Source organism: Neoroseomonas soli (assembly GCF_018129065.1).
Taxonomy (GTDB): Bacteria; Pseudomonadota; Alphaproteobacteria; order Acetobacterales; family Acetobacteraceae; genus Neoroseomonas; species Neoroseomonas soli.
This window is the reverse complement of record NZ_JAAEDM010000004.1, coordinates 25,683-39,470: the sequence shown is the minus strand read 5'-3', so window position 1 is coordinate 39,470 and position 13,788 is coordinate 25,683. Positions and strand designations below refer to the sequence as shown.

The window sequence follows — 13,788 nt, the reverse complement described above, 5'->3', positions numbered from 1 at the left end:
CAAGGATCGCGGCGCGTATCAGGCGATGCGCGCCGCCGCGGTGTCAACCGGGGCGGTTCTCGACCAGCGCCATGACGGTGGCCAGCTTGTCCGCTTCCTCCACCGGCTTGTCGCGGCGGATGCGGGCGATGCGCGGAAAGCGCAGCGCGACCCCGGACTTGTGGCGGGTGCTGAGTTGCGCCGCGTCGAAGGCGACTTCCAGCACCAGGCCGCGCTCGACCTCCCGCACCGGGCCGAAGCGGTTGACCGTGTTGTTCCTGATCCAGCGGTCGAGCCAGGCCAGTTCCTCGTCCGTGTAGCCGGAATAGGCCTTGCCGATCGGGACCAGTTCGCCGTCATCGCGCCAGACGCCGAAGGTGTAGTCGGAATAGAAGGAGGATCGCCTGCCGTGGCCGCGCTGCGCGTACATCAGCACCGCGTCCACCGTCAGCGGGTCGCGCTTCCACTTCCACCACAGCCCCTTCACGCGGCCGGCGACATAGGGCGCATCGGCGCGCTTGAGCATCAGCCCCTCGATGGAGGCGGCACGCGCGCCGTCGCGCAGACGGGCCAGCGCGTCGATGCTGCCGAACGGCACCAGCCCGGAAAGCTCCATGCGCGGCGGCGCCGCCCGCGCATGCCATGTTTCCAGCCGCGCCCGGCGCGCGTCGAAGGGCAGCGGGCGCAGGTCCTCGTGCTCGTCGAACAGCAGGTCGTAGAGCCGCACCGCGGCAGGAAACTCCCGCTGCATCCGCGCGGTGACGGTCTTGCGGTTGAGGCGTTGCTGCAGGTCGGCGAAGGGTGCGACCTCCCCCTCGCGCACCACGAGAAGCTCGCCATCGAGCACGGCATGGAAGTCCATCGCGGCAAGAATGTCAGGGAAGGCGGCGGAGATGTCCTCGCCCCCGCGCGACCAGAGCCGCCTGCCGCCAGGGCCTGACGTCAGTTGCACGCGGATGCCGTCCCATTTCCATTCGGCGCGCCACTCCTCGGCGCGCAGCGCGGCGAGGTCGGCTTCCTCGAGCGGATGGGCCAGCATCAGCGGGCGGAAGATCGGCGCGTCGCGTGGATCGGGGCGCCCGTCCTGCCCTTCCAGCCAGCGGAACAGCGGCACGTAGGGGGGTGCGACGCCGTGCCAGACCTCCTCGATCTCCTCGACCGCCTGGCCCGACCATTCGGCCAGCGCCACGCGCGCAAGCCGGGCCGAGACGCCGACGCGCAGCCCTCCCGTCACCAGCTTGATCAGCGCCAGCCGCCCGCCGGCGTCGAGCGTGTCGAGCCAGCCGGCGATCAGCGCCGGAACCTCCGCCTTCGGCGTCGTCTCCAACGCCTCGACCACCTCCGACAGCGTCGGTGGTGGCGCGTTCACGCCGGCCCGCGGCTGCCAGATCAGCGCCACGGTCTCGGCGAGGTCCCCGACATAATCGTAGGACAGGCGCAGCAGTTCCGGGTCGGTGCGCTCGGCGGCGATCTCCCGGATCACCGCAGGCTTGGCAGCGGCGAAGCGCAGTTCCTCCGTCAGCGCGGCCAGGCCGACGCCGCGGTCCGGGTCCGGCTGCCCGGCGAACCACTGCCGCAACAGGGCGAGCTTCCCGTTGCGACCGGGGGTGAAGACCAGGCGTTCCAGCAACTCGGCGAAGGCGGGCAGGCTCATGCGGCGGCAGGCTCCTCGCCCTCGTCCTCCTCGCCGCGGCCGACCAGGTGCAAGGCGCGGCCGCGGATGCCGCGGAGGGAGAGCGCATGGATCAGCGCGTCCTCCCGCCCATGCGTCACCCAGATTTCCGGCGCCTGGACCTCGGCGGCGGTCGCCAGCAACTCGTCCCAGTCGGCGTGGTCGGAAATGACGAGGGGCAATTCCACCCCGCCCTGCTTCGCCCGCTGGCGCACGCGCATCCAGCCGGAGGCGACGGCGACGACCGGTTCCGCCAGCCGCCGCGCCCAGCGATCCGCCACGGCGGAAGGCGGCGCCAGCACGATCGCCCCCTTGAGGTCGTCCTTCTTCGCCACGGTCGCGGTGCGCAGCGGGCCAAGCGGAACGCCGAGTTCCTCATAGGTCCGGCACAGCGCCACATGGGCGCCGTGCAAATGGACCGGCCCTTCCCAGCCTGCCTGCCGCAGCATGGCGATCAGCCGCTGACACTTCCCGAGGGAGTAGCAGCCGACGACATGCGTCCGTTCCGGGAACAGCGCGACGGAACGCAGCAGGCGCGCGATCTCGGCCTCGGGCAGCGGGTGGCGGAAGACCGGCAGGGCGAAGGTGGCCTCGGTGACGAAGACGTCGCAGGGTTCTGGTTCGAAGGGCGCGCAGGTGGGGTCGCGCTGGCGCTTGTAGTCGCCCGAGACGACCGCGCGACTGCCGCGCCATTCCATGCAGACCTGGGCGGAGCCGAGCACATGCCCCGCCGGGCGCAGCCAGACCCGCACGCCGTTGATGGTCAGCGCCTCCCCGAAGGGCAGCGCCTGCTGGGTTTCCCCAGCCCGGCCCTCGCCCATCCGCGCGGTCATGATGGCGAGGGTCTCGCGCGTCGCCAGCACCGCCCGGTGGCCGGGCCGGGCGTGGTCGGAATGGCCGTGGCTGATCACCGCGCGATCGACGGCGCGCGTCGGATCGATGAAGAACCCGCCGGGCTCGCAATAGAGGCCGGACGGGGTGACCTTCAGCCAGGTCTCTGGGTGGGGTGCGTTCACGGGGCGCATATGGGCGGCTTCCCGCGACGGGGAACCACCGCCATATTGCCCCGCGGATGAGAACATTGCCAGAACCTTTCGCCGGCTGGTTCGCCGCGCGCGGCTGGGCGCCGCGGCCGCACCAGATGGCATTGCTGGACGCCGCGGCGCGGGGCGAACACGTCCTGCTGCTGGCGCCCACCGGGGGCGGCAAGACGCTGGCGGGGTTCCTGCCCTCGCTGGTGGATCTCGCGCACACCCCGCGGGAGGGGCTGCACACGCTCTACATTTCCCCGCTCAAGGCCCTGGCGGTGGACATCGCGCGGAACCTGACCGCGCCGGTGACCGAGATGGGCCTGCCCATCACCATCGAGACCCGCACCGGCGACACCCCCGTCAATCGCCGCCAGCGCCAACGCGAACGTCCGCCCAACCTGCTGCTGACCACGCCGGAGAGCCTGACCCTGCTGCTCTCCCTGCCCGATGCGCCAGAGATGTTCGCCGGGCTTTCCGCCATCGTGGTGGACGAGGCACATGCCCTGGCCGGGACCAAGCGCGGCGACCAGTTGGCGCTGTGCATGAGCCGGCTGGCGACGCTCGCACCCGGTGCGCGGCGCGTGGGGTTGTCGGCGACCGTCGCGCATCCGCAGGCGCTGCGGGCGTGGCTCTCGCCCACGGCGCGCGCGGAGGACGTCCGGCTGCTGGAAACCCGCGGCGGCGCGGCGCCGGTCTTCGAACTGCAACTGCCGGAAGGCCACCTGCCCTGGGGCGGGCACATGGGCCTTGCCTCGGCGCCGGAGATCTACCGGCGGATCGAGGCCGCCCGCGTCACCATCGTCTTCGTCAACACGCGCGCGCAGGCGGAACTGATCTTCGCCGCGCTGTGGCGGTTGAACGAGGCGGCGCTGCCCATCGCCATGCACCACGGCAGCCTCGAGATCGGCCTGCGCCGGAAGGTCGAGGCCGCGATGGCCGAGGGCCGCCTGCGCGCGGTGGTGGCGACGGCCTCGCTCGACCTCGGCATCGACTGGGGCGATGTGGACCAGGTGATCCAGGTCGGCGCACCCAAGGGGGTATCACGGCTGTTGCAGCGCGTCGGCCGCGCCAATCACCGGATGGACGAGCCTTCCCGGGCGGTGCTGGTGCCCGCGAACCGCTTCGAGGTCGTGGAATGCGTCGCCGCGACGGAGGCCGTGCAGGCGGGCGACCTGGATGGCGAGCCGCCGCGCCCCGGCGGGCTGGATGTCCTGGCGCAGCACGTGCTGGCCGTGGCCTGTTCCGCGCCTTTCCGGCCGGACGACCTGTATGCGGAGGTCACGCGCGCCGGGCCCTATGCCGCACTGACGCGCCGCGACTTCGACGACGTGGTGCGCTTCGTCGAGGATGGCGGCTACGCGCTCCAGGCCTATGACCGCTTCCGCCGCCTGTTCCGGGATTCCGAAGGCTTCCTGCATGTCCGCGGCAAGCAGGTGGCGCGGCAGCTGCGCATGAACCTCGGCACCATCGTGGAGACGCCGCTGCTCAAGGTGCGGCTGCGCGGCGCCGGGGTGCTCGGGGAGGTGGAGGAATGGTTCGTCTCCACCCTCGAGCCCGGCGACTGCTTCCTCTTCGGTGGCCAGGTGCTGCGCTACGAGCGGCTGGACCCGGGCGCGGTGATCGTCTCCCGCGGCGGGGAAGGCGAGCCGCGCGTGCCGGTCTATGCCGGGGCGCGGATGCCGCTGACGACTTATCTCGCGGCCCGCGTGCGCGCCATCCTGCACGACCCGCGCCGCTGGCGGCATCTGCCCGAGCCTGTGAAGGAATGGCTGCGATTGCAGCGCCTGAAATCGGAACTGCCGCCGCGCGACGGGCTGCTGGTGGAAACCTTCCCGCGCGGCGGCAAGTGGTTCCTCGTCGCCTACACCTTCGAGGGGCGGCTCGCGCACCAGACGCTGGGCATGCTGGTGACGAAGCGGATGGAACGGCTCGGCATGGGGCCGCTCGGCTATGTCGGCACCGACTACGTGCTCGCCATCTGGTCCGCCTTCGAGCCGAAGGGCGTGGAGGCCCTGTTCACCGAGGACATCCTGGGCGACGAGATGGAGGAATGGCTGGCCGAGTCCTCCATGCTGCGGCGGACCTTCCGCAACATCGCGACCATCGCCGGCCTGATCGAGAAATCCCACCCCGGCGCGGAAAAGTCCGGCCGCCAGATGACGATGAATTCGGACCTGATCTACGACGTGCTCCGCCGCCACCAGCCCGACCACATCCTGCTGCGCGCCACCCGCGCCGAGGCCGCGCAGGGCCTGACCGACGTCGCCCGCATCGCCGCGCTGCTCGCGCGCGTGAAGGGCCGCATCCGGCACCGCGTGCTGAAGCAGGTCTCGCCGCTCGCCGTGCCCGCGCTGATCGAGGAAGGCCGGGAATGGGTCGCCGGCGGGGCCGAGGACGCCCTGCTCGCCGAGGCCGCCGCCCTGGTCGAGGAAGCGACCGATGGCGCCGAGCATTTCAGCGAGACGCTGGCCGAGGTCACGGAATCCGTCCCGGTCCGCGGCACCTCGGTCGCCCGCGCCAAGGCGCGCGACAGGCGGCACGCCCGCTACATCCGCAGCGCCCCCGGCATGGTGACCGGCCGATGAGCGCCGCGCCCGTCCACGTCGCCGGGGAGCGGTTGATGCTCGACCCCGCCGGGGTGCTGCACTGGCCGGCGCGGCGGCTGCTCTGCGTCGCCGACCTGCATTTCGAGAAGGGCAGTGCCTTCGCCGCGCGGGGCCGGCTGCTGCCGCCCTACGACACGCGGGAGACGCTGGCGCGGCTGATCCCGCTGCTGCGGCGCTACCGCCCGCGGCGCGTCGTCTTCCTGGGGGATTCCTTCCACGACGCGCACGGCGCGACTCGTCTGCCGCCGGCGGAGCGCGCGGTGCTCGCCCATGCGCTCGCCGACTGCGAGGCGGTGTGGATCGCGGGCAACCACGACCCGGCCGCGCCGGCGGGCCTGCCAGGCCAGGCGGTCGAAGACTGGGAGGAAGGCCCCCTCACCTTCCGCCACGTCCCTGCGGCGCGGGCCACGGGCGAGATCGCCGGCCACCTCCACCCCAAGGCGACGGCGCCGACGCGGGCGGGCGGGATCAGCCGGCCCTGCTTCGTCTCGGATGGGAGGCGCGTGCTGATGCCCGCCTTCGGCGCCTTCACCGGTGGGCTGGATGTGACGGACGCGGCGATCGCATCGCTGTTTCCGCGTGGCGGGCGGGCGTTCCTGCTTGGGTCGGAACGCCTCTATGCCTTTCCTCTGGCGGGGCACGGCGCGCCGCGCCGACACGCGCCGGAACCGGCCCTCCGCACGTCCTGAAGCGCGGGCGCTCGCCTCCCCCGAGGCGGGCTCCCGGCGTCGTGGCTAGAGCAATATCCGATCAGGTGGAATCACCTGATCGGATTTCTTGCTCTCGAAAACTTTGAATCTAGAGCAGCTTTTGTCCGGTCGGCGGATCCGCGCAGCGGTTCCACTCGACCGGACGCTGCTCTGGTGTCCTGCCCGCGAAGTTCGCTGGATTTCCTGCGAACGAATCGGACAAGCAGGCCACTGAAGACAAAGGCTAGTGGCCTGAGAACGACGTCCGCAGGATTTCGGAATCAGGACACTAGTGCCGGGGTGCCGCCGTCAGCAGCGCGAAGACGGCATGCAGGAGGCGCACCGCCTCCTCCTTGCCAGCCTCATGCGCATTGGCGAGGCATTGCTCGACTGCCGCGGCGGCCGCCAGGACCGGGTCGTCCATGACCGGGTCCATGCCGGACGCCGAACTCATGCGCTGCTGAATGATCGCGCCTTCAACGTAATGGTTCACGTTCAGATCACCCGTGCTTGACGCCGCGGGGTGCCCCCTTTGCCGCACTCGAGCGTCATCATGCGCATGTGATCAGCAATCTGGCGTGAAAACTGTGCGCAAGGGCTCGCCGGGCCGAAGGTAACGACGCCGTGTTGCCGAAAAGACTCACTGCGTCGGGCTGGGCGCCCCGCCCCATGGCTGCCGGCGACGCGCCGCGACCCGTCGATAAAGGCCCGCATCGCAAGGTGCCGCCAGGATGATCGCCGGCCGTGACGTCACCACCGAAGCGGCGGCTGCGGCGGCACTGATGCACGCGGCGCGCGCAGCGGAGGTTCCGAAGGCCCTGAACCGAGACCGCCCCGTCCCGGCCGATTGCATCCGGGGATACGCTTCTCACTTCACGCGATCGTGAGCGTCTGACCCCATACCGGACGTGATGATCGCACCGAACAGCATCACTTCCGCGGGAAGACAATATTAACTGAACACGCTTGAGTAGTTTTCCTGCTGTATTTTTGCAGATGTATCGATATTTGGCGATTGCACGATTTCGTTATTAGGCTGAATACTGAATTCATTCCGGCAGCGCAGACGAGCCCAGGCTCCCGGCGGTGCCGGCGACACTCCCAGGGGTGGCACAGCCACATGGACTCGCTCATGACCCAGGCTTCGACCGCCACGACGGAAGGGCGCTGAGGTGCGCCCCGGCAGCGCCCCCGCGCGCCACGTGCAGCCTGGCGATTCCCGCCGGCCCTCCTCGCGAGCCCTTAACGTCGCGGCCGTCTGCAGCGGCGGGCTGGTGGACGGCTCCGGCCGCACCGCACTGTTCCACCTGCGCCGCGACGGCCGGGCCGAGCGGATCACCTTCGACGCCTTGCGCGCGAACTCCGCCAGGCTCGCCCATGTCCTGAGCGCGCGGGGCATCCGCCGCGGTGACCGCCTCGGCATCCTCCTGCCGCAGGGGCCGGAAGCGCTCCTCGCCGTGCTCGCGGCGCTCCGCCTCGGCGCCATCGCGGTGCCGTTCGCAAGGTCGCTGCCGCCGGAGGGGCTCGCCGTCCGGCTCCGCCACGCCGGCTGCGCCGGCCTCGTCACCGACGCCGCCGGGATGCCGGCGCTCGCGGCGATTCGCCACCGGCTTCCGGCGCTGCGCCTGGTGTTCTGCGCCGACGGCGCGGCAGCGGGCGCCCTCTCCCTGTGGCAGGAGATGGAGCGCGCCAGCACGGATTTCCCCGCCCTCGCGACCGACGCCGGCGCGCCCGCGCTGCTCCTCTACGGCGCCACGCCGCGCGGCGTGCTGCACGCCCATCGGGCACTGTCCGGCCATGTGCCCGGGCTCCGGGAAGGTCAGTTGCTGTGGGCGCCGGGGGACTGGGCGGGGCGCGGCGGCCTGCTCGACGCCGTGCTGCCGGCGCTCGGTCGCGGCGTGCCGGTGCTGACCCTGGCGACAGAGGGCATCGAGCCCGAACGCGCGCTGCGCATCCTGGCGCGGGGCGATATCGGCGCCGCCGTGCTCCCGGCCGCCGCACTGCGCCGGATGCGGGACGCGGTGACGAGCCGCCCCATCCAGCGCCTGCCAGCCCTTGCCACCTTCGACGGGCCGCTCGATGCCGATCTGCGCGATGCGTTCGGTGCTTCGGTCGTCGAGGCCCATGCGCTGCCGGAATGCGGCGTGATCGCCGCGACGGGCCCGGATGACGACATGCAGCCGCCCGGCTCGGTCGGGCGGGCGGTGCCGGGGCGCCGCATCGCGGTCCTCGGGCCGGACGGGATGCCGCTGCCGGCAGGGCAATCCGGCGCGATCGCGCTGCGCCGGCCCGACCCCGGGATCTTCCTCGGCTATTGGCAGGACCCCGCGGCCACTGCCGCAGCCTTCCGCGGCCCCTGGCTGCTGACCGGGGAGAGCGGCACGCTCGACACCGAAGGCCGGCTATCGCCGCTGACGCAGCACGCAGCGCCCGAGGACGCCGAGGCCGCGCACGCGGCGGTGGAACGCTGCCTGCGCCAGCACCCGGCGGTCGCCACGGCCGCGTTGATCGGCGCCGCGGAGGCGGCAAGCCTCGGCGAGGCCACCGCTATCGTCATCCCAAGCCCGGGGGCGCGGCCCGGGCCGGACCTCGCGGCCGAGCTGCGGGATTTCCTGCGGGCGAGGCTCGCCGGCGACCAGTGCCCGCGCCGCGTGGCCTTCGCCGCCGCCCTGCCCGGCGACCTCGCCGGTCCGACACCTGCTCAGGCGCTCGGCCGGGCAGTGGGCACGGGGGCCTACGGCGCGGAGGGTTAGGGCACTACCCCTTCAGGTAGCGCCCAGCCGCATTGCCCAGCACCTGGCAGCAGAGCGCCAGGTCCTCTTCCTTCGTGTCCTCGGCCCAGTGGTGGCTGATGCCGCCGATCGAGGGCGTGAACAGCATCGCCGCCGGCATGCGCTTGGCGATGTACTGCGCGTCGTGGCCGGCGCCGGAGGGCAGGCGCATCCAGGCACCGGACGCTTCCTCCTGCGCCGCGGCGTCGAGGGCGGCCATCATCGCCGGGTCGCAGAGCGCGGGCGTGGCGCGGGACTTCTGCGTCAGCGTGGCGGGGCACTTCTCCCGCCGGTTGCTCTCCTGCACCAGGGCGCGGAGGGTGCGCTCCATGCGCTCCAGCACCTCGACCGAGACGTCGCGGAACTGGAAGAGCACCTCGGCCGAGCCTGGGATGATGGAGGGCGCGCCAGGCTCGAGCGCGATGCGCCCGGTCGTCCAGGTCGAGCGCTCACCGCAGACGAGCGGGAATTCGCGGTCGATGGCGGCAAGCAGGCGCACGGCGGAAAGGCCGGCATCCTTGCGCTCGGCCATGGTGGTGCCGCCGGCGTGGTCCTGCTGGCCGGCGAACTCGATCAGCCACTGCCAGATGGCGACGATGCCGGTGACGACGCCGACGCGCAGGCCGCGGGATTCGAGCTGCGTTCCCTGCTCGATGTGCATCTCGAAGAAGCCCTTGTGCCGGCCGGGCTCGAGCTGCATGCGCGGCTTGCCGGCGAGGCCGGCCTCCGCGAGCGCGTCGCGCAGCGGTTGGCCGTCGTTGCGGCTGCGGCTGCGGTCGATCTCCTCGTCGCTCAGTTCGCCGATGATGGAGCGGGAGCCGAGGAATCCGCCCTCGAAATGCCCTTCCTCATCGGCGAAGGCGCAGACGTCCACCGGCAGGCCCGCGCGCGCGAGTGCGACGCCGGCAACGACGCCCAGCGCGCCGTCCAGCCAGCCAGCGTAGTTCTGGCTCTCGATGTGGCTGCCCACCAGCAGATGCGGCCCGGGCCCCTTGTGCCGCCCGTACACGTTGCCGATGCCGTCGATGGAGGGCTCGAGCCCGCATTCGGCGAGACGCTCCATCAGCCAGCGGCGCGACTCCATGTCCTGCGGGGAATAGGTCGGGCGATGCACGCCGGTCTTGTAGGCGCCGATCTTCCTGAGGTCGTTCAGGTCCCGCAGGAAGCGGTCGGTGTCGATCGTCGGCATGGGCAGGTTCCTCAAACGCTCCGCCATGCTGTGGCGCAAAAACCATCCGGGCAAGGCATCGGGTTAACTCTCGGGCAAGCCTGATGCGCTCACCTAGGCGAAGCGCAAGATCGCGGCGCTGCTTTCAGTGAGGCCGAAAATGACCGACCTGGCGCTTCCCCGTCCCCGACAAGAGGATCTTTCCTCTGTCGCCCTGCTGGAATCGACCGGGAGCGCGGAACTGCACCTGCGCGGTTGCGCGGGCACGCTGCTGCGCCTGCCGCTCGCCGATGCGGACCGTCAGCGCGGCCTGGCGGCGCTGGCGACGATGGTCGGCGCCCTTCACCGCGCGGCCGGCAACGCCACCTGACGGGCGGCCATTCGGCACCGGCGCGCCCCGCGGGAGCACGAGCGGCCGGCGCCGGACCGGTCAGCGGCTCTCCAGCGTCAGGCCGCCATCGACCACGATCGTCTGGCCCGTGACCATCGCGGCGCCGGCCAGCAGGAAGACCATCACCTCCGCGAGGTCCGCCGGCTGGCAGCGGCGCTTGAGCAGCGCCTTCTCGGCACTCACCTGGCGCCGTTCCTCGGTCCATTCGACCATCCAGGTGGAATCGACCGCGCCCGGTGCGATGGCGTTCACCCGCACCTCCGGCGCCAGGGAGCGCGCAAGGTTCTTCGTCAGGCTGATCACGCCCGCCTTGGTGGCGCCGTAGGCCATGGACGAACCCGGGCTGTCGAAGCCGGCGATGGACGCGACGCTGACCACTGCCCCGCCTGCCGCCCTCAACGCCGGCGCCGCCGCCTTGGTGCAGCGGAAGACGCCGAGCAGGTTCACCTGCAGCACCGTCTCCCAAAGATCCTCCGTCAGGCGGTCGAGTTCCTGCGGGCGGATGATGCTGCTCGTGCCGGGCGTGCCGGCATTGTTCACCAGGTAGTCGAGCCGCCCGAGGTCGGCGACCGCCTGGTTCACCATGCGCACGCAGTCCTCGGCGTCGCCGACATTGCCGGGGGCGGAGATGGCGTGCCGGCCATTGGCGCGCAGCTTCGCCACCACGTCCGGGCCGCGCGGATCGTCCGCGAGGTGGTTGATGGCGACCTTCGCGCCCGAATCGAGCAGCATCACCGCGGTGGCGAGGCCGATGCCCGAGGCGCCGCCGGTCACCAGCGCCGTCTTGCCCTTGAGGTCGTAGCGGATCATGCGTCGCGCTCCAGTCCTGCCATGGTGCCGATCTCCCTGAGCGCCTTCCGCAGCGCCAGCAGGCGGCGGTCGCGCTCCTCGAACAGCGTCGCGGGGTCCTTGCCGGCCCAGTCGTAGAAGCCGGCGCCGGACATCACGCCGGTCCTGCCGGCGGCGACCAGCCTGTCGAGGCTCTCGCTGCGGCCGCGCACGGGCGGCGGCGCGTACATCTTGTTCTTCAGCGCATGCTGCATCATCGGCAGGCCCGTGAAATCGGCCTTCGCGAGCACGCCGAGGATCGGCAGGCGCAGCGCGATGCCGTGGATGATGGCGGCGTCGATCTCCTCGGCCGTCGCCACGCCGTCGTCGAGCAGTTGCTGCACCTCGAGCCCGATCGCCGACTGGATGCGGTTGGCGATGTAGCCGGGGACGAATTTCCGCATGACGATGGGCTGCTTGCCCATGGCCGCGACCATGGCGCGCACCGTCTCGATGGCGGCGGGATCGGTTTCCGGCCCGCCGACGATGTCCACCAGGTCCACGAGGTAGGGTGGCGTGTACCAGTGCGCGATCAGCGTCCTGCGCTGCCGCGCCGCCGGCATCAGCGGGAAGATGTCGAGGTAGGAGGTGTTGGAGGCGATGATCGCATCCTCCGGCGCCACCGCATCGAGCTGCGCGTAGAGCGTGGTCTTCGCCTCCGGGTTCTCGACGATCGCCTCCACGATCAGTTCCGCGCCCTCGACGCAGTCGGCGAGGCTTTCGTGCCGCGTCACCGCCTGTGCCAGATGGGCCGGGGTCCAGCCCTCGGGCGCCTCCCCCGCCGCCGCCAGCGTGGCGAGCGCCTTTTCCATCAACCCCTGCGCGCGGCCGAGGGTCTCGGGGTTGCTGTCGGTCAGCCGCACCGTATGGCCGCCGAGGGCGAAGACCAGCGCCAGGGCGTGGTCCATGGTGCCGGCACCGAGAACTGCGACGCGGGACATGAAGTCAGGCTCCTTCAGGGGCCCAGGGCGCGGGGGCGCGGGCCTCGATGTCGGTGGCGACGTCCACCACCATGGTGTGGTCGGCGGCGATGGCGCGCTTCAGCGCCGGGCCGATATCCTCCGGCCGTTCGACGCGGATGCCGTCGAGGCCAAAGGACCGGGCGACCTGCGTGAAGTCGGTCGGGCCGAAGCGCAGCAACTCGGCGGCCGCATCGGGCCGGTTGCCAGCCTGGCGCACCAGGTTCGGCCAACCCTGGCCGAAGCCGGAATTGTTGTTCACCACCAGCGTCACGGCGATGCCGCGGCGGCGCGCAGTCTCGAGTTCCGCCAAGTGGTAGTAGAGCGCGCCGTCTCCCGTCCAGCAGACGACCTTCCGATTCGGCGCCGCGCATTTCGCGCCCAGCGCGGCAGGGAAGGACCAGCCGAGCGAGCCCGCGGCGCGCAGGTAGGTCTGTGACGGTTCCAGATCGACCAGCGTGCCCGTCCAGATGCCGGAATAGCCGGTATCCGCGACGAGGATGCCATCGGCGGGCAGCGCGGCGGTGATCTCGGCGGCGAGTCGCGCGGGGTCGATGGGCGCGGCCGCGCTGGCGAGGCGCGGCGCGACCTCCGCCCGCCACTCCGCCATGCGCGCCTGCGCCGCGGCCAGGTAGGCGCCGTCACGCGACGGCTTGCCCAATGCCGCCGCAAGCGCGCGCAGCCCCGCCCGTGGGTCCGCCTGCACGGCGACGATGGCGGGGTAGGAGCGGTCGAATTCCAGCGGATCGGCGTCGATCTGCACCACCTGCGCGCCGGCCTTCGGCGTGCGCCAGTAGTTGGTCAGCATGTCGCCCGTATCGGCGCCGACCATGAGGATCAGGTCGGCATCCTGGAGGATGCGGTTCGCCGGCGGCGCCGCGTAGGCGCCCGCCACGCCGATGTGCAGGGGATGGCGCGTGGAGACGATGCCGCGCGCGCCGAGCGCGGTCGCGATGGGCGCGGCCAATGCATCGGCCACGGCCAGCAGTTCCGCCCCGCAGCCGGACAGCGCCGCGCCATCCCCCGCGACGATCGCGACGCGCGGCGCCGCGCGCAGTGCCGCGGCGGCCGCGGCGATCGCGGCAGGATCAGGTTCCGGCCGGTGCATCGGCGTGCGGAAGGCCGAGAGGTCCGCGGCCGGCGCCGGGACTGCGCCGCCTTCGACGACTTCCGCCTGCAGGCCAAACAGGTCGAGATGCACGGGCCGCGGCGGCATCGCCGTGGCGGCGGCGAAGGCCTGGCGCAGCGCGCGCGGCAGGTCGGCGGCCTCGGCCACGTCGGCGCGAAGCTTCGTCACCGGCGCGAAGAGCGGCGCGTGCTCAAGTTCCTGGTAGGCGTTGCGGTTCTGGTGCGCCGGAACCTTGCGCCCCGTCAAAGCGACGATGGGCGTCCGCGCGAGATACGCATCCTGCAACCCCGCCGCGAGGTTCGCCGCACCCACCGACTGCACCGCCACGACACCCGGCCGGCCCGAGACGCGGGCATAGCCGTCGGCCATGTAGACCGCCGCCTTCTCGGTATGCGCGAGCACCGGCGCGACGCCCGCCTCCGACAGCGCGAGCAATGTGCGCCGCAGCACCGCATCGACGAAGAAGACATGGGTCTGGCCGGAGGCGGCCAGGCTCGCTGCCAGCCAGTTCCCGCCCGTCATAGTCCCGCTCATGCACCTATCACTTTCTCATCGCTTCCCGTTA

At 71.7% G+C, this 13,788-nt stretch carries 11 protein-coding genes; 4 read left to right on the top strand and 7 right to left on the bottom strand.

Annotated elements, in window-relative coordinates; genetic code table 11:
* Positions 1 to 43: 43 nt before the first annotated feature.
* Together GXW76_RS02420 and GXW76_RS02415 are read right to left on the bottom strand one after the other, a co-directional pair.
* Positions 44 to 1,633, bottom strand: a complete 1,590-nt coding sequence (locus GXW76_RS02420) for a cisplatin damage response ATP-dependent DNA ligase (protein ID WP_211860397.1) — start codon at positions 1,631 to 1,633, stop codon at positions 44 to 46.
* Positions 1,630 to 2,676: a ligase-associated DNA damage response exonuclease gene (locus GXW76_RS02415; protein WP_211860396.1), complete on the bottom strand. Its 1,047-nt coding sequence runs from the start codon at positions 2,674 to 2,676 to the stop codon at positions 1,630 to 1,632. The genes GXW76_RS02420 and GXW76_RS02415 overlap by 4 nt, the downstream gene beginning before the upstream one ends.
* Before the next feature lie 47 nt (positions 2,677 to 2,723).
* Here GXW76_RS02415 and GXW76_RS02410 point away from each other — a divergent pair, with 47 nt between their 5' ends.
* Both GXW76_RS02410 and pdeM read left to right on the top strand, forming a co-directional pair.
* A complete protein-coding gene (locus GXW76_RS02410) occupies positions 2,724 to 5,267 on the top strand; it encodes a ligase-associated DNA damage response DEXH box helicase (protein ID WP_211860395.1) in 2,544 nt (847 codons plus the stop codon).
* Positions 5,264 to 5,977: a ligase-associated DNA damage response endonuclease PdeM gene (pdeM, locus tag GXW76_RS02405; protein ID WP_211860394.1), complete on the top strand. Its 714-nt coding sequence runs from the start codon at positions 5,264 to 5,266 to the stop codon at positions 5,975 to 5,977. Before GXW76_RS02410 ends, pdeM begins: the two co-directional genes overlap by 4 nt.
* Positions 5,978 to 6,266: 289 nt before the next feature.
* On the opposite strand, the gene GXW76_RS02400 is transcribed toward pdeM, so the two are convergent.
* A complete protein-coding gene (locus GXW76_RS02400) occupies positions 6,267 to 6,470 on the bottom strand; it encodes a hypothetical protein (RefSeq protein WP_211860393.1) in 204 nt (67 codons plus the stop codon).
* 679 nt (positions 6,471 to 7,149) lie between these two features.
* On the opposite strand from GXW76_RS02400, the gene GXW76_RS02395 reads away from it, so the two are divergent.
* On the top strand, positions 7,150 to 8,730 hold the full coding sequence (locus tag GXW76_RS02395) for an AMP-binding protein (RefSeq protein ID WP_211860392.1): 1,581 nt from the start codon (positions 7,150 to 7,152) through the stop codon (positions 8,728 to 8,730).
* Between the two features lie 4 nt (positions 8,731 to 8,734).
* On the opposite strand, the gene GXW76_RS02390 is transcribed toward GXW76_RS02395, so the two are convergent.
* The gene (locus GXW76_RS02390) at positions 8,735 to 9,937 is read right to left on the bottom strand and encodes a Zn-dependent hydrolase (protein ID WP_211860391.1); all 1,203 of its coding nucleotides are present in this window, start codon (positions 9,935 to 9,937) and stop codon (positions 8,735 to 8,737) included.
* A 139-nt stretch (positions 9,938 to 10,076) separates the two neighbouring features.
* Between GXW76_RS02390 and GXW76_RS02385 the strand changes: the two genes are divergently transcribed.
* Positions 10,077 to 10,286, top strand: coding sequence for a hypothetical protein (locus GXW76_RS02385; RefSeq protein ID WP_211860390.1), 210 nt, complete (start codon positions 10,077 to 10,079; stop codon positions 10,284 to 10,286).
* Positions 10,287 to 10,346: 60 nt separating this feature from the next.
* Here GXW76_RS02385 and GXW76_RS02380 read toward each other — a convergent pair whose 3' ends face one another.
* From GXW76_RS02380 to GXW76_RS02370, 3 genes are read right to left on the bottom strand one after another with little or no spacing between them, the layout of a single operon-like run.
* Positions 10,347 to 11,117, bottom strand: a complete 771-nt coding sequence (locus GXW76_RS02380; RefSeq protein WP_211860389.1) for an SDR family NAD(P)-dependent oxidoreductase — start codon at positions 11,115 to 11,117, stop codon at positions 10,347 to 10,349.
* A complete protein-coding gene (locus tag GXW76_RS02375; protein ID WP_211860388.1) occupies positions 11,114 to 12,076 on the bottom strand; it encodes a 3-hydroxyacyl-CoA dehydrogenase family protein in 963 nt (320 codons plus the stop codon). The genes GXW76_RS02380 and GXW76_RS02375 overlap by 4 nt, the downstream gene beginning before the upstream one ends.
* Before the next feature lie 4 nt (positions 12,077 to 12,080).
* Positions 12,081 to 13,757: a thiamine pyrophosphate-binding protein gene (locus GXW76_RS02370; RefSeq protein WP_211860387.1), complete on the bottom strand. Its 1,677-nt coding sequence runs from the start codon at positions 13,755 to 13,757 to the stop codon at positions 12,081 to 12,083.
* Positions 13,758 to 13,788: the final 31 nt, after the last annotated feature.

Coding starts and splice junctions, on each gene's coding strand:
- GXW76_RS02420 (WP_211860397.1), bottom strand. CDS start 1,633: ATGAGCCTGCCCGCCTTCGCCGAGTTGCTGGAACGCCTGGTCTTCACC.
- GXW76_RS02415 (WP_211860396.1), bottom strand. CDS start 2,676: ATGCGCCCCGTGAACGCACCCCACCCAGAGACCTGGCTGAAGGTCACC.
- GXW76_RS02410 (WP_211860395.1), top strand. CDS start 2,724: ATGAGAACATTGCCAGAACCTTTCGCCGGCTGGTTCGCCGCGCGCGGC.
- pdeM (WP_211860394.1), top strand. CDS start 5,264: ATGAGCGCCGCGCCCGTCCACGTCGCCGGGGAGCGGTTGATGCTCGAC.
- GXW76_RS02390 (WP_211860391.1), bottom strand. CDS start 9,937: ATGCCGACGATCGACACCGACCGCTTCCTGCGGGACCTGAACGACCTC.
- GXW76_RS02385 (WP_211860390.1), top strand. CDS start 10,077: ATGACCGACCTGGCGCTTCCCCGTCCCCGACAAGAGGATCTTTCCTCT.
- GXW76_RS02380 (WP_211860389.1), bottom strand. CDS start 11,117: ATGATCCGCTACGACCTCAAGGGCAAGACGGCGCTGGTGACCGGCGGC.
- GXW76_RS02375 (WP_211860388.1), bottom strand. CDS start 12,076: ATGTCCCGCGTCGCAGTTCTCGGTGCCGGCACCATGGACCACGCCCTG.
- GXW76_RS02370 (WP_211860387.1), bottom strand. CDS start 13,757: ATGAGCGGGACTATGACGGGCGGGAACTGGCTGGCAGCGAGCCTGGCC.